Annotated in this window: 15 protein-coding genes; 12 read left to right on the top strand and 3 right to left on the bottom strand. The window is 62.1% G+C overall.

What is annotated here, in order from left to right; translation table 11 throughout:
• Nucleotides 1-55: 55 nt before the first annotated feature.
• Nucleotides 56-916 (bottom strand): zinc-dependent peptidase, encoded by an 861-nt coding sequence (locus JANGC3_RS0111690; protein ID WP_017876676.1) that lies wholly within the window; start codon nt 914-916, stop codon nt 56-58.
• Nucleotides 917-1,167: 251 nt separating this feature from the next.
• The gene (locus JANGC3_RS0111695; protein WP_017876677.1) at nt 1,168-1,656 is read right to left on the bottom strand and encodes a winged helix-turn-helix domain-containing protein; all 489 of its coding nucleotides are present in this window, start codon (nt 1,654-1,656) and stop codon (nt 1,168-1,170) included.
• A gap of 835 nt (nt 1,657-2,491) precedes the next feature.
• Here JANGC3_RS0111695 and JANGC3_RS34090 point away from each other — a divergent pair.
• From JANGC3_RS34090 to JANGC3_RS0111730, 7 genes are all read left to right on the top strand, one after another.
• The gene (locus JANGC3_RS34090) at nt 2,492-2,779 is read left to right on the top strand and encodes a hypothetical protein (RefSeq protein WP_017876678.1); all 288 of its coding nucleotides are present in this window, start codon (nt 2,492-2,494) and stop codon (nt 2,777-2,779) included.
• Between the two features lie 368 nt (nt 2,780-3,147).
• The gene (locus JANGC3_RS0111705) at nt 3,148-4,152 is read left to right on the top strand and encodes an ABC transporter substrate-binding protein (protein WP_157406578.1); all 1,005 of its coding nucleotides are present in this window, start codon (nt 3,148-3,150) and stop codon (nt 4,150-4,152) included.
• A 12-nt stretch (nt 4,153-4,164) separates the two neighbouring features.
• The gene (locus tag JANGC3_RS0111710) at nt 4,165-4,989 is read left to right on the top strand and encodes an ABC transporter permease (protein ID WP_017876680.1); all 825 of its coding nucleotides are present in this window, start codon (nt 4,165-4,167) and stop codon (nt 4,987-4,989) included.
• A gap of 8 nt (nt 4,990-4,997) precedes the next feature.
• A complete protein-coding gene (locus JANGC3_RS0111715; RefSeq protein ID WP_017876681.1) occupies nt 4,998-5,789 on the top strand; it encodes an ABC transporter ATP-binding protein in 792 nt (263 codons plus the stop codon).
• An 18-nt stretch (nt 5,790-5,807) separates the two neighbouring features.
• A complete protein-coding gene (locus tag JANGC3_RS0111720) occupies nt 5,808-6,989 on the top strand; it encodes an acyl-CoA dehydrogenase (RefSeq protein ID WP_017876682.1) in 1,182 nt (393 codons plus the stop codon).
• A gap of 158 nt (nt 6,990-7,147) precedes the next feature.
• The gene (locus tag JANGC3_RS0111725; protein ID WP_017876683.1) at nt 7,148-9,028 is read left to right on the top strand and encodes a sensor histidine kinase; all 1,881 of its coding nucleotides are present in this window, start codon (nt 7,148-7,150) and stop codon (nt 9,026-9,028) included.
• Complete coding sequence (locus JANGC3_RS0111730) at nt 9,021-10,370, top strand: sigma-54-dependent transcriptional regulator (RefSeq protein ID WP_026132871.1); 1,350 nt, start codon at nt 9,021-9,023, stop codon at nt 10,368-10,370. Before JANGC3_RS0111725 ends, JANGC3_RS0111730 begins: the two co-directional genes overlap by 8 nt.
• Before the next feature lie 183 nt (nt 10,371-10,553).
• Here JANGC3_RS0111730 and JANGC3_RS0111735 read toward each other — a convergent pair whose 3' ends face one another.
• The gene (locus tag JANGC3_RS0111735) at nt 10,554-12,614 is read right to left on the bottom strand and encodes a S9 family peptidase (protein ID WP_026132872.1); all 2,061 of its coding nucleotides are present in this window, start codon (nt 12,612-12,614) and stop codon (nt 10,554-10,556) included.
• 212 nt (nt 12,615-12,826) lie between these two features.
• On the opposite strand from JANGC3_RS0111735, the gene JANGC3_RS30810 reads away from it, so the two are divergent.
• The 5 genes from JANGC3_RS30810 to JANGC3_RS31510 all read left to right on the top strand — a co-directional run bounded on the left by JANGC3_RS30810 (nt 12,827) and on the right by JANGC3_RS31510 (nt 18,486).
• Complete coding sequence (locus JANGC3_RS30810; RefSeq protein ID WP_017876686.1) at nt 12,827-15,658, top strand: SEL1-like repeat protein; 2,832 nt, start codon at nt 12,827-12,829, stop codon at nt 15,656-15,658.
• A gap of 21 nt (nt 15,659-15,679) precedes the next feature.
• Nucleotides 15,680-16,198: a DUF4166 domain-containing protein gene (locus JANGC3_RS29145; protein ID WP_017876687.1), complete on the top strand. Its 519-nt coding sequence runs from the start codon at nt 15,680-15,682 to the stop codon at nt 16,196-16,198.
• Between the two features lie 10 nt (nt 16,199-16,208).
• Complete coding sequence (locus JANGC3_RS34095; protein WP_269746270.1) at nt 16,209-16,289, top strand: hypothetical protein; 81 nt, start codon at nt 16,209-16,211, stop codon at nt 16,287-16,289.
• Between the two features lie 813 nt (nt 16,290-17,102).
• On the top strand, nt 17,103-18,278 hold the full coding sequence (locus tag JANGC3_RS31505) for a reverse transcriptase family protein (protein ID WP_081611832.1): 1,176 nt from the start codon (nt 17,103-17,105) through the stop codon (nt 18,276-18,278).
• Nucleotides 18,271-18,486 (top strand): cold shock domain-containing protein, encoded by a 216-nt coding sequence (locus JANGC3_RS31510; protein WP_081611833.1) that lies wholly within the window; start codon nt 18,271-18,273, stop codon nt 18,484-18,486. Before JANGC3_RS31505 ends, JANGC3_RS31510 begins: the two co-directional genes overlap by 8 nt.
• Nucleotides 18,487-18,586: the final 100 nt, after the last annotated feature.

Consider the following 18,586-nt stretch of genomic DNA (forward strand, 5'->3'; position numbering starts at 1 on the left):
CGGGCGGTGCAAGCAGTTTGATTATGCCTCAATTTAATGGCCGGCAAACACAATTTTACCGATGCTCGGCGTAGTCGCGCGGGTCCCGTTGCGGCTCGGGCGGCGCCAGCCACGCGCGCGGATCGACCCGGTAGTATTTCTGCAGTTCGCCATACAGGGCGCCGTGGCGCTCGGCCATCTGATGCGGCTTTTCAAAGAAGGTTTCCGTGGCGACGGCGAAAAATTCGGCCGGGTTGCTGGCGCCATAGTGGTCCAGCACGCTAGGCTGGCGGTAAATCGCGTCGTAGCGCAAATTGGCGTAGTCGCGCGACAGCACCGCCGCCCAGCTGTGGTAATTGGCGGCGTCGCCGAGGAAGGGGGCGCCGTTCGGCGCGCCCGATTCGCTGTCGAGCTGGTGGGCGAATTCGTGCAGGACGACGTTGCTGCCGTCGCTCCAGTCGGCCGCGCCGCGCTGCACATGGTCCCACGCCAAGATCACCCTGCCGTCGCCCCACGATTCGCCCAGCAGCCCGTCTTCGGTTTCGGTGATCACGCCGCCGGGGCCGACCTCGCTGCGTTCGACCAGGAATTCACTCGGGTAGACCAGGATCGTGTGCAATTCCGGGTACACCTTGGTGTGCCGGTTCAGCAACAGCAGGCAGGCCTGGCCGGCGATCGTCAGGCGCATCTCGTCGTCGACCTCGAGTCCGTCGCAACCGATGAAGCGCTTCTGATACAAAAATTGCGCGACCAGGCGTTGCAACTGGGCCTGCAACGCGGCCGGCATGCGCGCGTAGATCGGCACATTGCGGCCCAGGATGTCGAGGGCGCCCGCCGGCAGCGGACGCGCCAGCGCCCGCTTCAGGCGCCAGCGCGGCAGCCATAGCGGCAGCGCGATAATCAGCGCCGTCACGCCAATCCAGATCAGCGCCTCCATCAGAACGCCGCCCTGGCGCGGGACGGCGGAGTCAACGGGGCAATGGCAGGCAACATGGGATTCCTTTGAGTCGGGATCGGACGATCGCAGTATCGTCCGCATTCCCGGCTAAATGGGGCTTGCTTGTCGACATTTCAATTCGCGGTGTCGTAATTCATTTGCGAGCGGCAACGCAAACAGCCGGGCGCGCCGCCCGGCTGTCATCGCGCCATCGGGCGCGAGGGGTGGCGGCCACATGGCCGCCTGCGCGTTTAGTCGCTTTTTTGCTGCGACGGTGCCGAGCCGAACAAGGCGGCGACCAGCGGGTCGCGCATCACCGGACCGCGGTTGACGCGAATCGCATAGTGGGTATCGTCGGCCAGGATATGGAAATGACGACCGTTGCCCGCCATGCTCTGCTCGCGCAGACCCGGACGGTCCTTGCGCGGCGCCGCGCCTTCGCGCTTTGGCTGTACGATGGCGGCCAGGAAGGCGCGCACACGCTCCGGATCGGGCGTCAGCTGGTAGACGGCCTTGCCCAGGTAGGTTGCAGTGCCTTCGATGTAGCGCGCCAGTTCGATAACGCCGGCATCGCGCAAGTCGCGGATGTATTTGCGGGCGCCGGACGGCGAAAATTTCAGGAACCAGGCGATTTCATCGGCCAGCATTTCGTGCAGCGACAATTCACCGATCAGCTTTTGCATGTTTTCAATGCGGCGCAGCGTGGCCGAGGTGGAGCGCACGCGCTCGATCGGCGCCATCGAAAGCGGGGCGCGGGGCGGCACCGGCGCGGCGCGGTCGACCAGCGTCAGTTGCGTAGAGCGCTCGGCGCCGCTATTGTCCTGGTGCGCTGCTTTCGTGTCGCCGGGTGCTGGGGCGTGAGACTGTCTCATTGCATGCATGTGAATACTCCTAAATAAATCGATAGCAAATAGTCGGAATCAGCTCCATGTCGACAAGTTCTGGGTCGACCGGCCACATCCATCTCCGACTTCTGACGCCAGAATGCCAGCGGCAAGCGTTCCGGTCTGTGCGGCAACGAACATAAGAGCCAATTAATTAATGTTGCCTACGTAATAGCGTTTAGAAATGACCGATGCAGCGGTGCTACAGCGGGTGCGCGTCGCCTCTTCTTATCGGCGCCCACGCCTGCGCCGTAGTATGTGGACGCGGACTGATGAAGATGCTGAAGGCGCGGGAAACGCAACAACCAGACACGGGAGCTGAACCGGGGACGGACGGTACACCACCCATCATTACGCTTGCGCAGGCCGGATGAGTGAAGCGCAATCGTCCATCGGCCGTCGGGTAAAAGGTCCGCCCCCTTTGGCCCGCGCCTCCGATTGATACGACGTCTTTGCTTGCAATATTCATTAATGTAGTATATTCATCAATACTTAACTTTTACTTAACTCAACCTTTTTCTACTTTTGTTCGAAATGTTGCGCTGTGTGCGTTTCCGAACAGAACAACTGATCTGGCTTGGGTATGCTCACTCCAGTTATTACACGGGCCAAGCCGCAGTTGCCGCGCTTGTCGGCGGCCCGCGGCGCTGTGCACATCCCGTGCCCTGCCACACTCATTTAAGGATCTATCATGAAAAAATATTCACTCATCCTCATCGCCCTCGTTGCAACCCTTGGTCTGACCGCTTGCGAAAAGACCGTGAACAACCCAGCCCCAGTGGCCGCCACGGATACCGTGGTCGTGCCAGTACCGGTAGCCGTAGCTGGCCCGGCAGGTGCGCCTGGCAAGGATGGCGCCTCGGGCACCTCCGGCGCGACTGGCGCCACCGGCGCAACCGGCGATGCCGGCGCCACCGGCGAAAAAGGCAAAACCGGCGACACCGTGATCGTCGTGCCTGAATCGAAGGAATCGAAGTAATATAGGTAGCAAGGCAAGCGCCCACCGTGGCGCTTGCAGCAACCGGCCTGAACATCGCGCCGCCGCCACCATGCGGCGGCGCGTTGCGTTCAACGGTGCTTTTCATATTCGATCCGCAGCGGTCGACTTAGTTCAAGCAATTCCCTCCCCCATGCGTGCGGCAATCCAGACGCGATGTCGGCAGTTTGTGCGAATGCACAGAAACGGCCCGTTTTCGCCTTCCCGCGCCGCGCCGCATAGTTCTTTTAGATCAATCACTTAACCATTCCTCTGCCGTCCTGTCGCTTGGCACGGAAGATGCTTTTAGTTCTATGCAGTCGCCCCAGAGCGGCAACGCGAAAACTATTCAATCTGACTGGAGAAGACACATGGCAACAAGCACAGCAATGAAAGCGTTTTTCAACACCAGGGCCGTCGCCGCCGCGTTCGCGCTGGCCGCCTGCCTGCCGCTGGCGGCCCAGGCCGCCGACGTGGTACGCCTCGGCAATTTGAAGTTCGCCCACTACGGCGCCGTCGCCTACATGAAGGAAATCGCGCCGAAATACAATTTGAAAATCGAGGAACGCATCTTTTCCAAGGGACTCGACATCGTGCCCGCCATCATCGCCGGCGAAATCGACGTCTCGGCCAGCGCGCTCGAGGCCGCCATTTCCGGGCGCGCCAGCGGCGTGCCGGTGTACCTGGTCGGCGGCTTCGCCAAGGGCGGCGTGCGCATCGTCGGCCGGCCCGAGCTGAACCTTCGCAGCATTGCCGACCTGAAGGGCAAAAAGGTCGGCGTCACCCGCGGCGGCCCGCAGGAAATCCTGTTGTTCTCCGAACTGGCCAAAAACCAGATGAGCTGGTCGGACAAGCCGGGCAAGGACGTGCTCATCATGTACATGGGCTACCCCGACCTGAACCAGGCCCTGCTGACCAAGGACATCGACGCGATGAGCCAGTCCGAGCCGTATTCGACCCAGGCCATCCATAAAAAATACGGCAGCGAAATCATGAAGCCGTATCAAACCGCGCTGGGCGAGCCGGTGCGCGCGCTGGTGATGTCGGAAAAAATGTACAAGGAAAAACGCGACGTCGCCGAGCGCTTCATGCAGTGCTTCGTCGCGGCGACCCGGATGTTCATCGCCGATCCGCTGCTGGCCGAGAAATACGTGCGCGAATCGATGTTCAAGAACCAGGTCAGCTCCGACGACTACCGCGACGCGATGGCCAACGCCAGCTTCACCGAGGACATTTCGCTCAGCCACGTGCAGTTGACCACCGACTACATGGTCAAGTTCGGCGTCGGCCGGATGACGGCGGCGCCGGCGGCCAAGGACTGGGTCAAGCTCGACCTGCTGGAGGCGGCCAAGAAAACCGTTTCCGCCGCCAAATAAGGAGGCAAGGCGATGAACACCCTCTTCCTGAAACGCCTGCTGCACGGTGCCGCCGTGCCGCTGGCCGCGCTGCTGCTGTGGCAGGCGTTGTCCGCCTTCGGCTGGATCAACCCGCAAATCCTGCCGTCGCCGGTGGCGGTGGCCGTCAAATGGGGCCAATACCTGGCGCCGCTGGAGGCCTACCAGCCCGAGGCCGGCAACTATCTGCTGTGGATGCTATCGGGCGAATTGCCGCACGACGCCTGGGCCAGCCTGTCGCGCGTGCTCGGCGGCTTCGCCATCGGCGCCGGCCTGGCGCTGCCGCTCGGTTTGCTGATGGGCACCAACCAGGCCGTCTACAAGCTGTTCGACCCGCTGGTGCAAATCCTGCGGCCGATTCCGCCGATCGCCTACATCCCGCTGGCGATCCTGTGGTTCGGCCTGGGCAACCCGCCGGCCTTCTTCCTCATCAGCATCGGCTCCTTCTTCCCGGTGCTGATGAACACCATCGCCGGCGTGCGCCAGGTCGACGGCATCTACATCCGCGCCGCGCGCAACCTCGGCGCCGGCCAGATGACGATGTTCCGCCGCGTCATCCTGCCGGCCGCCACGCCCTACATCCTGGCCGGCGCCCGCATCGGCATGGGCACCGCCTTCATCGTCGTCATCGTCGCCGAAATGATCGCCGTCAACAACGGCCTGGGCTTCCGCATCCTCGAGGCGCGCGAATACTTCTGGTCGGACAAAATCATCGCCGGCATGTTTACCATCGGCTTCTTCGGCCTGGCCATCGACACCGCCATGAACGCGCTGAACAGCCACTTGCTGAAATGGCACCGCGGCCTCGACCACAACTAGGAACCGCCATGACAACCATCCACATCAACGCAGTCAACAAAATTTTCGCCGGCCAGGGCGGCGACGTCGTCGCGCTCAAGGACATCAACCTGGAGATCGCCAGCGGCGAATTCATCTGCCTGCTGGGGCCGTCGGGCTGCGGCAAGTCGACGCTGCTCAACGCCATCGCCGGCTTCTCGCGCCCGAGCTCCGGGCGGATTTTGGCCGACGCCAAGCCGATCACCGAACCCGGCCCCGACCGCGGCATGGTGTTCCAGGAGTACGCGCTATTCCCTTGGATGACGATCGAGAGCAACATCGCCTTCGGCCTGGAGATCGCCGGACGCAGCCCGGCGCAGATCAAGGAGCGCGTCGACATGTTGCTCGACATGCTGGGCCTGCGGGACTTCCGCGCGCGCTTCCCGAAAGACTTGTCGGGCGGCATGCGCCAGCGCGTCGCCATCGCCCGCGTGCTGGCGCTGGACTCGCCGATCATGCTGATGGACGAACCCTTCGGCGCGCTCGACGCCCTGACCCGGCGCAACCTGCAGGACGAGTTGCTGAAAATCTGGAAGGTGTTCGGCACCACCATCGTCTTCGTCACGCACAGCATCGAGGAATCCATTTACCTTGCCGACCGCACCATCGTCATGACGTACCGGCCCGGCACCGTCAAACGCGACGTGCCGATCACGCTGGCGCGCCCGCGCGATCCGAGCGACCCGGAATTCAACCGCATCAAGCGCATGTTGGGCGAAATGGTGATGCAGGAGCAACAACGCCACCACAACGCCGAATTGATGGTCGGCACCGCAGACTAATAGACAACGGAGACAAACATGACAGCAAAACCGAGTTTCAAATGGGACGATCCGCTGTTGCTGGCCAGCCAGCTCAGCGACGACGAACGCATGGTCGCCGAGGCGGCGCGCGCCTACTGCCAGGACCGGCTGCAGCCGCGCATCGTCGAGGCCTTCCGCCACGAAAAAATGGACACGGCGATCTTCCGTGAAATGGGCGAACTGGGCCTGCTGGGCGCGACCATTCCAAGCGAATACGGCGGCTCCGGCCTGAACTACGTCAGCTACGGCCTGATCGCCCGCGAAGTCGAACGCGTCGACTCCGGCTACCGCTCGATGATGAGCGTGCAGTCGTCGCTGGTGATGGTGCCGATCTACCAGTTCGGCACCGAGCAGCAGCGCCGGAAATACCTGCCGAAGCTGGCGAGCGGCGAATGGATAGGCTGCTTCGGCCTGACCGAGCCGAACCACGGCTCCGACCCCGGTTCGATGATCACCCGCGCCAAAACAGTACCGGGCGGCTATGCCTTGTCGGGCGCCAAGATGTGGATCACCAACTCGCCGGTGGCTGACGTGTTCGTGGTCTGGGCCAAGGACGACGAGGGCGCGATCCGCGGCTTCGTGCTGGACAAGGGCATGGCCGGGCTGAGCGCGCCGGCGATCCACGGCAAGTTCGGCCTGCGCGCCTCGGTCACCGGCGAAATCGTCATGGACAATGTGTTCTGCCCGGAAGAGAACGCGTTCCCCGACGTGCGCGGCCTGAAGGGGCCGTTCACCTGCCTGAATTCGGCGCGCTACGGCATCGCCTGGGGCGCGCTGGGCGCGGCCGAGGATTGCTGGCACCGCGCCCGCCAGTACGTGCTCGACCGCCAGCAGTTCGGCCGGCCGCTGGCCGCCAACCAGCTGGTGCAAAAGAAGCTGGCCGACATGCAGACCGAAATCACGCTGGGCCTGCAAGGCTGTTTGCAACTGGGACGCATGAAGGACGCCGGCACCGCCGCCGTGGAAATCACCTCCATGATGAAGCGCAACTCCTGCGGCAAATCGCTGGATATCGCGCGGGTCGCCCGCGACATGCTGGGCGGTAACGGCATATCCGACGAATACGGCGTCATCCGCCACATGGTCAACCTGGAGGTGGTCAACACCTACGAAGGCACGCACGACGTGCACGCGCTGATCCTGGGCCGCGCCCAAACCGGCATCCAGGCGTTCTCGTAAAAAACCCCGGCGACGCATCAGAGACGGGGTCTGCCCTCGGCTCTTGGCCTGGGCTTGAATGTCCGCGTCGCCGGCCCGCCCACTTACCCCGCCACCCGCCCGGGCCAGCACACTCGTGCGATACTGCGCCAGGCATCATTGACGGTAGAGGAGCAACCATGGCAGTGCGTAGTTGGACCCGCGGTTGGACCGGCGCGCTGCTGGCGGCCGGTTCCCTGGTCGCGCTGGTCCTGCTCACCTATTGGTACGTCAAGGGCCGCCAACTGGAGCGGCTGCACGGCGCCCTGTCCTCGCGCGCCGAGCTGTACGCCGCCACCGTCGGCGGCGCCCTCGACAAGTACGAATTCCTGCCGCTGGCCATCGCCCAAAGCGAGGAAGTGGCCGGCCTGCTGGAACAAGCCAGCCCGCAGCGGGTGGCCCGCGCCAACGCGTATTTGGCCGACATCAACCGCCGCGCCGGCGCCTTCGCCGTGTACGTGCTCGACCTGAACGGCACCACGCTGGCCGCCAGCAACTGGCAAGACCGCGTCTCCTACGTCGGCCAGAACTACGGCTTCCGCCCCTACTTCAAGCAAGCGGCGGCCGGCGGCATCGGCCGCTTCTACGGCATCGGCGCGTCCACCTTCGAGGCCGGCTATTTCATCTCCCAGCCGATCCGCCGCGGCGGGCGCATCATCGGCGTCGCCGCCACCAAGGTCAACCTGGACTGGATCGAGCGTTCCTGGCGCGTGCCCGGCGCCACCGAGCAGATCTGGGTCAGGGACGCCAACGGCGTCATCATCCTGTCGTCGATACAGTCCTTCAAATTCCAGACGCTGGCGCCGCTGTCGCAGGCCGCCCAGGCCGGCATCCGCGCGCAACGCCAGTTCCTGCAGGAAAGCCTGCCGATTCTGCCGCACAAGGTGTTGCAGCGCTTCGCCGACGGCGCCATCCACCTGTCGCTCGAGCGCGGCCGCGGCGGCCCGGGCGCGGCGGCCGGCGGCGCCGAACACCTGGCCGTCGGGCGCCACCTGGCGCCGCTGGAATGGCAGATCACGGTGCTGGCCGAACTCGACCAGGTGCGCGCGGCGGCCCGCAACGCCGCCATCGCCGCCGGCCTGGGCTGGGCCTTGCTGCTGCTGGCGGCGCTGTACGCGCGCCAGCGCCGGCGCCGCATCGACGAGCGCCTGAACGCCCAGCAGGCGCTGACAAGCGCCTACGCCGAGCTGGAGATCAAGGTGGCGCAGCGCACCGGCGACCTGCTCGACGCCAACCTGCGCCTGCAAGCCGAGGTGGCCGAGCGCGAACGCGCCGAACAAACGCTGCGCGAAGCCCAGGCCGAACTGGTCCAGAGCGGCAAGCTGGCGGCGATCGGCCAGATGGCGGCCGGCGTCACGCACGAATTGAACCAGCCGCTGGCGGCGCTGCAAACTTTTTCCGACAACGCCAAGGTGTTCATCGCGCGCGGACGCACCGAGGACGCGCTCGACAACCTGTCGACGATTTCCGACCTGGTCACGCGGCTCGGCTACATCACCTCGCAGTTGAAGGGATTCGCGCGGCGCGCCGACGACGCCAGGAAACCGGTCAGCGTGCGCCAGGCCTTCGCCCAGACCATGCTGCAAATCCGCACCCGGCGCGGCTCCGAACGGCTGGTGCTGAGCGAAACCTGGCCGGCGCAGGAGCTGGTGGTGCTGTGCAACGCGATCGGCCTGGAACAGGTGCTGTCGAACCTGATTTCAAACGCCATGGACGCGGTGCCGCTGGCGCGCCAGGCGCACATCGCGATTGCCGTGCGGCGCGACGGCGCGCTGGCGGTGATCGAGGTCAGCGACAACGGCCCCGGCATCCCGGAGGCGAACCTCGACAAAATCTTCGACCCCTTCTACACCACCAAGGAACACGGCCTCGGGCTGGGCCTGTCGATCAGCGCCGGCATCCTGCGCGCCGCCGGCAGTTCCCTCACCGTGCGCAACCGCGGCTTCGCCGAGGGCGGCGGCGCGCAGTTCACCATTACACTGACATGCCACGACGCGCATAAAGGAACACCGGATGCATGAAAATACTTTCGAAGGTATGCAAGTGCTGTTCATCGAGGACGACGCCGTCGTGCGCAAGGGCGCGCGCCAGGCGCTGGAGCTGGCCGGCCTGAACGTGATCGCCTGCGCCACCGCCGAGGAGGCGCTGGCGCACCTGTCGCCGGAGTTCGCCGGCATCGTCCTGAGCGACATCAAGCTGCCCGGCATCGACGGCCTGCAACTGCTCGACATCGCCATCGCCCAGGACGCGCACCTGCCGGTGATCCTGGTGACCGGCCACGGCGACGTCTCGATGGCGGTCGGGGCGATGCGACGCGGCGCCTACGACTTCATCGAAAAACCGTTTACCGCCGACCTGCTGGTGGAAGTGTGCCGGCGCGCGCTCGACAAGCGCCACCTGGTGCTGGAGAACATGAACCTGCGCCGCCTGCTGGAAAAGCGCGAGGGCATCGAGTCGCGCATTGTCGGGCGCAGCGCCGCCATGGCCAAAGTGCGCCAGCTGGTGCTGAACCTGGCGCCGAAGTCGGCCGACATCATCATCCTCGGCGAGACCGGCACCGGCAAGGAACTGGTGGCGCGCTGCCTGCACGACTTCAGCGACCGGCGCGACCACCCGTTCGTGGCGATCAACTGCGGCGCGCTGCCGGAGTCGATCTTCGAATCGGAACTGTTCGGCCACGAGGAAGGCGCCTTCACCGGCGCCCAGCGCCAGCGCATCGGCAAGATTGAATACGCCAACGGCGGCACCCTCTTCCTCGACGAGATCGAGAGCATGCCCTTGGCGCTGCAGGTGAAGCTGCTACGCGTGCTGCAAGAGCGCCAGGTCGAGCGGCTCGGCTCCAACAAGCTGATCTCGGTGAATTTCCGCGTCATCGCCGCCGCCAAGGAAGACTTGAACCTGCTGGCCGAACAGGGCAAATTCCGCGCCGACCTGTACTACCGGCTCAACGTCGCCAGCCTGACGCTGCCGGCGCTGCGCAGCCGGCGCGAGGACATTCCGCTACTGTTTGAATTTTTCGTGCTGCAGGCGGCGCTGCGCTACGGCCAGCCGGCCGCGCTGGTCAGCAGCGAGCTGCTGTCGTCGCTAATGGCGCAGCGCTGGTCCGGCAACGTGCGCGAGCTGCACAACATCGCCGACCGCTTCGTGCTCGGGCTGCTCGACGACACGCTGGCGCCGTCCGGCGCGCGCCGCGAAGCCTCGCTGGCCGAGCAGGTCGACGCCTTCGAACGCGCCATCATCGAGGACGCGCTGCGCCGCCACGGCGGCAACATCGTCGCCGCCGCCGACAACCTGAACATCCCGAAAAAGACGCTGTACGACAAGCTCAAACGCTTCGACATCTCGACCGGACAGTTTCGCTGAGCGGCGAGAAGACCGGCGAAACAGATCGGTGTAAGCGTACGGTGGCCAACAGCGAACGTTAGCCTACGGTTTTCCGGCTGTTTTCGGAGGCAATGCTTACACACGGGCCGCCGCCGGCGCCAGTCGGGTTACGCGCGCAATGCGCGCCAACCCGACCGACGAAGCCTTATGTTGGGTTGGCGGCTATTTCTTCAGGTAGCTGTCCAGCCAGCCCATCACGGTGTGGTGCCACAACACCGAGTTGGCCGGTTTCAGCACCCAATGGTTCTCGTCCGGGAACACCAGCAACTTGCTTTCCACGCCCTGGCGCTGCAGCGCGGTGAAGGTGCCCAGGCTCTGCGTCGTCGGAATGCGGAAATCCAGCTCGCCCTGGATCACCAGCATCGGTGTTTTCCATTTGGTGACGTGGTTGACCGGGTTGAACTGCTCGTGCTTCTCCGGCGCGGCGTAGTAGGCGCCGCCGTTTTCCCACTCGTTGAACCACAATTCCTCGGTCGAGTAGTACATCGCGCGGTTGTCGAACACGCCGTCGTGGTTGACGATGCAGCGGAAGCCGTCGGCCCAGTTACCCTCGATCCAGTTCATCATATAGCCGCCGTACGAGGCGCCCAGCGCACAACTGCGCTCGCGGTCCAGCCACGGGAATTTCTTGACCGCCGCCTCCATCCCCTTCTTCAAGTCCTCCAGCGGCGCGCCGCCCCAGTCGCCGCTGATCGAGTCGGTGAACGCCTGGCCGTAGCCGGTCGAACCATGGAAGTCGATGAACACGGTGGCGTAGCCCGAGCCGGCGTACACCTGCGGATTCCAGCGGTAGCTCCAGCCGTTGCCGAAGCTGCCCTGCGGCCCGCCGTGCACCAGGAAGGCCAGCGGATACTTCTGGTCGGGCTTGGCGTCCCACGGTTTCATTACATGGCCGTAAACCGTCTCGCCCTTGGCACCGACGAAGGAAAACTGCTCGTACTCGCCGAAGCGCACGTCGGCCAGCGCCGCCGCGTTCTGCTGCGTCAGTTGCACCATCTTGTCGGCGCCGGCGCCGAGCTTGAGCTTGAACAGCTGCGCGCCGGAGGCCAGGTTGGCCTGGGTCAGCACCAGCGTGTCGCCCTGCACGTCGAAGGCGCCGACCGAGCCCTTGCCGCTGACCGGCGCGACCTTGCCGCTGCGCGCGTCCATGGAGAACAGGCGGTGCTGGCCGACGTCGTCGGCCAGCACCAGCAGCGCCTTGCCGTCCGGGGTCCAGCGGAAGTCGGCGATGGAGCGGTCCCAGTCGTCGGCCAGCGTGCGCTTCTTGCCGCTGGCGACATCCAGCAAGACCATGTGGAAGCGGTCGGCTTCGAAGCCGGGCCGGGTCATCGCCAGGTAGGCCAGCGTGCGCCCGTCCGGCGAGAAAATGGGCTTGCTGTCCCAGGCCGGATTCTCGGCGCTCAGGTTGCGCGGCGCCTTGCCGCCGGCGGCCGGCACTTCATACAGGTCGAAATTGGTCGACCACGATTCCGACTTGCCGGCGATGCGCACCGAGAACACGATGCTCTTGCCGTCCGGGCTGAAGCGGTATTCCTCGTGGTCGCCGAAGGGTTTGGACGGCACGTCGCCGTCGAGCGTGCCGCTCAGGCTGACCGGCGCCGCGCCCAGGCGGCCGGCGCCGTCCAGCGGCGCCGAATACAGCGTCGAACGGCGGCCGTCGTCCCAGGCGTCCCAGTGGCGCACGAACAGCTTGTCGTAGACGCGGCCGCTGGCCTTGGTCTTCGCCTGCGCGTCCAGCCGCGTCTTAGTGCACGCCAGGTCGGCGCAGTCGGGGAAGGCGCCCATGCTCAGCGCCAGCCGGTCGCCCTGCGGCGACAGACGGAAGTTGTCGACGTCCAGCGGCAGGTCGCTGACCTTGGCCGCCTCGCCGCCGCCCAGCGGCAGGCGCCACACCTGCGACGAGCCGGAGCGCGCCGACAGGAAGTAGATGGCGTCGCCGGCCGGTGACCATTCCGGGTCGGTGCTGCTGGCGTCGCTGCCGGTGAGCTGGCGCGGCAGCGGCTTGGCGGCGCGCAGGTCGATCATCCACAACTGCGTGTTGCCGCGGTTTTTCTCCATATCCGTCGAGCGCACCGAATACACCACGCGCGAAGCGTCCGGCGACAGCACCGGACTACCGACCCGCTCCATCTTGACCAGGTCTTCAACCGTGAAACCGCGCGGCGCGGCAAGCGCACCGGTGCTCGCCATGGCGGCACCGAGTAGCAGCAAACGTACATTCATTCGTTCTTCTCCGATGTGTAGATAAAAGTGTCGGCGAGGCTCTGCATCAGGCGCCGCCGACGTGCATGATACCAAGCTTGGCGAGACTGCAACACGGCGACTTCATTTCAGAAATATTGTTAAACTAAAAATACCGTGATCGACGCGCAACGTTCGCTGGCGCCCCAACTAGAACCGAACAATGACAACCACCTCTGGAACACGCAAACAGCATGGGTAACCGGACCTTCCTCTACACCACCGACAAACTGCCAACCGCACGCGACAGCGGGGAAGCGGCCCCCACCATCTGCCATGAGGTCGGCAGCGGCAACAACTTCCTACCGCCGCTGTGGCGCGTGTTGTTCAGCACCGCGGCGAGCGGGCCGGCGCAGGATTTCCAGCAGGTTTTCCTACCCTCCGTCTGCGGCGGCATTTACGCCGAGCGCACCCTGGCGGAACAGCGCCTGTTCACCCTGCTCGACTTCGTCGGCCAGCATCCGATGCTGCCCGACGCGGCGGACTTCCAGCGCAAAACCGAGGGACTGCGGCAATACCTGGCCACGCTGTCGGGCCTGGCCTACAGCGCCGACCTGAACGAATACTTCATGATGGTCGGCGACGAGCTGTCCGAGGACGCCCAGCTGGAATCGTTCATGCGCCAATGCGCCAAAACCTGGCAACAGGCCGAGCAGACGATGCGGCAGGACGATTACCGCGGCATTGAACGGCTATATAACATCGATCCGCGCGACGCGGCGAACAGCCTCGGCTTCGCCTGCTGGTCGCACGACTACTTCCACGCCTACAGCGACGCCAAGGTCGACGCGACGTTCGGCGAATACCGCGCGGGCCAGGGACGGTCGCAAGACGCGGCCGATGGCGCCGACCACCTCGACTACGTCGGCCACGACTTATACAGCTACAACGAAAACGGCATGGTCGGCCTGTGCCGGCACGATGGCACGCCGGTGCTGCCCGCCGAATACGACGACATCAGCGCGTTCGACTACGAGATTGACGTCGCCGGCCTGTGCCAAAACGATCTGTGGGGCATCTACGACGCCAACGGGAAGGTCGTGCTGGCGCCGGTGCTCGACGAACTCTACGAATTCCAGGAGCGCGTGGCGCTGGCCAGGCTGGACGGGCGCTACGGCTATCTGGACAGCAAGGGCCGCTGGCTGGTGCGGCCGCGCTACGACGACGCCTTCAACTTTAGCGCCGGCCTCGCCGCCGTGGTGCTGGGCGGCCTGACCGGCTACGTCAACCAACTCGGCTGCGAAGTGATCGCGCCGCAGTTCCTGGACGACAGCGGCAGCTTTCTGCCGCAAGGCCAGGCGATGGTGCAAACGGCGCAAGGCTACGGCGTCATCGACCGCGTCGGCGCCTTCGTCATCCCGGCAACCTACTCCGCCGTCGAGTGGGACGAAGACCTCGTTGCCTGGTTGGCGACGGGCGACGACGGCCACCGCGCCGTATTCTTCGGCGACGGCCGGCCGTGGTTCTCGGGCGCCTACGAGGACATCGACTGCCTGGTCCTCGAATACGACGCGCTGGTCCGGCAAAACGGCCTGTTCGGCACCGTCCGCCGCGATGGCAGCGCCGGCATCCCGGTCCGCTACGACGACATTGAATTGCTGCTGCCGCCAGAGGAAAGCGAAGCGGGCATCGCGCCGGCCCTGTATGCGGTCACCAGCAGCGACGGACTGACCGGGGCCTGCCTGGCCAATGGCGAGCTGTGCGCACCCCTTGAATTTTGCAGCGTCGACTACCTGCCCTTCACCTCCGACGTGCTGGAACCTCCGCTCGATTCCCTCACCGGACTGCCGCAACTGCTTCTGGTCGGGCGCGAGCAGCAAGGCCTGGGCGTGTGGTCGATCGACCGGCAAGAGCAGATTCTGCCCTGCGAATACGCCGTGGCGCAACCGTTCCGCTTCCAGCAACAACAGGTGGCGCTGCTGGCCCATGCGCCGGAACGCGGCTACGTCATCGCCGACGCCGCGGGCAAGCTGCTCAGCGCTCAGCCCTACGACTGGATCGACCAGGAGGCCTATCAGGGGGCGCAGCCGTGGCACCTGCACGCAATTGCGCGCGGCATCGGCATCGACTGGTCGGAAGGCCGGCCTATCCTCGGCTGGCGCGAGCACCAGGGATGGCGGCTGTACCCGGACGGGCGCGAAGAGTCCGAACTGATCTACCAACTACGGCGCGCCTTCGACGAGAGCAAGGCGCCGGCCATCGTGCCGCACTCCGTGCTCAAGGGACTGCTCAACATCGTGCGGCGCAAAAAAACCCACGTGCTCCCCGGCGCCACCGACCCCGACGCCTGCAAAATCGTCGGCGACATCTACACCCACGGCCAGGGCGTCGGCATCGACATGGCCAAGGCGTGCACCTTCTACGCCACCGCGGCGGCGGGCGGCAACGAGGAGGCGCAATACCTGTACGGCTACTATCTGATGGAGGGGCACGGCTGCGAAGCGGACGCGGTCGCGGCCCGGCTGCAATTCGAACCCCTGGTCCCGGGCAACAAGAAGGCCCTCAATGCCTTGGGCAACCTGTATGAATACTATCTGGGCGACGAAGTCGACACCGCGCGCGCCCGCGCCATGTACATCGCGGCGGCCGAAGGCGGCGAATCCGGCCTGGCGCAGGCGCAAACCAACGCCGGCAATTGCTGGCGCCATGGCATCGGCGGGCCGGTGGATAAAAACATCGCCCTCGAATACTACGAGCTGGCGGCCGAGGCCACCGCCAGCCGCGAAGGCAATTCGGACGCCTGCCACTCCGCCGCCGAGTTGTATGGCGAACAAGCGGCGGCGGCGCACGCGGCCAACCAGCCGAAGGAACACAAACGCGCGCTGCAACGGGCCATCTATTTCTATAAATTGTTGCTGGGGAGTGGGCTCGACGAGGGCCACATCGGCCTGGCCCGTTGCTTCCTCGGCCAATACGGCGGCGCGAGCAAGCCCGACGCCGCAAGGAGCCATTTGCGCCAGGTCTGGCATTCGGGTCTCTACGCCGACGAAGCCCACGCGTTGTGGGAGCAGTATCAACTGGGCTGACAGCCCTCCGAAAGCTCTGCCATGAATGGATCGGAACCGGTTTTCCAGCAAATACTCGGCGCCGAATGGGACAAGCTGGGCGAGGTCATACAGCGGCATTATTTCCTGCGCCCGTATTCAAACGACGCGGTCTGCATCAGCGGCACGATGAACGAGATCTACCACTCGCGCTTCGCCAAGCTGCTGATTCCGTTCGGGCTGTTGTTTGGCGCCGTGGTGCCCTACAACGCGAAGGAGGTGCCGGTCGACGTCGGCTACACGGCGTCGCCAAGCAACAAGAACATCTACTGGGACCGCGCCTTCCGCTTCACGGCGGGCAAGCTATTCCACTTCCGCTCGCACATGGAGCACCAGTCGGGCAACGACGTCATCGAGTTCGTCCGCTTCGGCGTGGGCATGCGCCTGAAGGTCAGCGCCGAGGGTGGCGCCATCGTCTTCCGCGACCACGGCTACATCTGGCGCATCTTCAACGTCGACCTGCCGATTCCGGTCGGGCTGCTTCGGCAAAGCCTACGTGGAAGAGCGGCCGGCGGGCGGTGACACCGTGCGCATGAAGATGGAATTGAAGCATCCGCTGTTCGGGCTGCTGTTCCGCTATCACGGCACCTTTGCTATTCCACCGGCGCCGTAAAGGCGACGCTCGCCGGCCATAGCCGAATGTTCGCAAACGCCCCAAAGCCGACATTAACGTCCCAAGCATTGGCATGTAAAGTGCGGAGCGACAGACGCGGGCAGGTAGGCCAAAAGGATTGTACCGCAGTCACTCCTAATCCGAATCAAGTGCCTTGGCGGCAGCGCCATAGATAGCTTATTGCTAAATAATATCGCTTTTGTTGCAAGAAAACCACCAAAAATTATGTTTGATAAATTTCTTTCCTAAAAGAAAAAAAATATGTATGATTTGCAACATCAGATGGATATCTGAGGGTGTTCAAGTTTTTACCAGCATGGTCGAATGATCCGCGTTTACAAATAATCGTAAACGATCATCATCTAGAAGTTTAGAGAAATGATCACGACCGGGGCCTTGGGGCGTCATCGCAGTAGTGACACCTCGAAGATTCGGCGCAGCACTAAGGGTCTACCTTAGTTAAGCATAATGACGTGGAAAGGGTTGCAGCGCGAGGTTTTTGCTTTCGATACTAAGTAATCTAGATATTAGGCAGTGATGTTGTCATCACTATCGCGTCTTTTGGCCGCGATCAACTAGACGAAAGGTACTCTCATGAAAAAGAGAAAAAAACCAAAGGTAAAAAACGCAGTTTTGAACTTGAAGATGGTGAATCGGGAGATTCTCCAACTTGACAAACCCGCCTGCGCTGGCAACATAAGAAAATTGGTAGTTTTTTTAATTAATAACAGTTCTCTTATTGTAAACGTGGTTCGCTGCATAGCTACGCTCTGCAACGGCCCCGATAGTTAACACCTTTCCACTGATTTTCCCATGACAACGCATAAAATCTTTTATTCTGCCAAACCTATTGGTTCTATAGCAAAACTTGCTACGGCTCTTGGCTTTACAGAGAGTTTTTTACGGAGCGTAAGTAACCGCACGACAGATTATTATACGGAGTTTGTAAAGTCGGTAAAAGGTAAGGATCGAGAGTTGTCCGAACCAAAACCTCACTTAAAGACTTTGCAGAAGAGAATAAACACCAGAATTTTCTCGCACGTCAAATTTCCTTCTTATCTACATGGTGGAATCAAAACCATCGACCCTCGCGACTTTGTAACAAATGCCTCGCAGCATTGCAAGTCTGAAACCGCGATAACGTTGGATATTAAAGGATTCTTTCCGTCAATAACAACGGCTCAAGTTGAGAATATATTCAGAAATTTACTGAATTTCCCCAACGAAGTTAGTGCGCTATTAGCAAGTATTGTCACGCTCAACGGTTTATTGCCGCAAGGTGCGCCTACCAGTTCTTACATCTCAAATTTAGTAATGTGGGAGAAAGAATGTCGGCTTGTGTCAAGATTTGAAGGACGTGGCCTGATATACACGCGACTCATCGATGATATGACGATTAGTTCAAAAACACGCATCCCAGAGAAGTTGGTTACGAAAATTATTGAAGATGTAGCTGGAATGCTTCAACATTACAATTATACTTTACACCCAAAAAAGAAAAACATTTTTTCTAAGCGTGACCCCGAACACTTAATGCTTATAACAGGTCTGTGGTTGAATCGCGGGGCACCTAAGCTTCTCAAAGAAAAACGGGCAGAAATATCGCACGGAGTTATCGCAGCAACGCACATGGCATCGGAGCCGGATATGATTTTCAATCCAAAATACCATGCAATTCATGCGACTTGCTCTGGTAAAGTTGCTCTGTTGCAGCGGTTAGGTCACACGCGAGCAATTCGACTCAGAAATATATTGAATTCAATTGAACCTCAGTTCTCCCCGCAATATTGTCACAGGATAAGTGTCGTGGTGCGTAAGTTTTACGCCAAAGGAAGAGTAAAGAATGACCTTGGAAGCTTGAAGATATTTTATGAATTTCAACATAAGGTTTCAATAGTCAAGAGAACCGATCCCATATTGGCCAAGAAATTGCAAATTTATCTGAATGCGATTAGACCTCAAGCAACAATGAGAGAATTAAATGGCTAAGAACTATGGCATATTAAAAGTTTACGACCCAACAAAAGGATTTGGATTTATTACACGTCCAGTTGGAAAGGATGTATTTGTTTGGTATCACGATTTTGTAAACCATAAAGATGTTGACGCTGCAGAGGGTAGCCAACTTGAATTCGACGTTGAAGACACTCCCGGTGGAAAAGGGCCGAGAGCTATAAATGTGAAAATCGTAGGTTAACCTAAAGACATAGCGTTATACACATCTCCCGCGCCGACTAACACGCCCCCGAAAAACCGTTTACATTCAATGGGTTGCGCAGAGGGGTTGTAAACTTTGC

Source organism: Janthinobacterium sp. CG3 (assembly GCF_000344615.1).
In the GTDB taxonomy this organism is placed as follows: Bacteria; Pseudomonadota; Gammaproteobacteria; order Burkholderiales; family Burkholderiaceae_D; genus Janthinobacterium.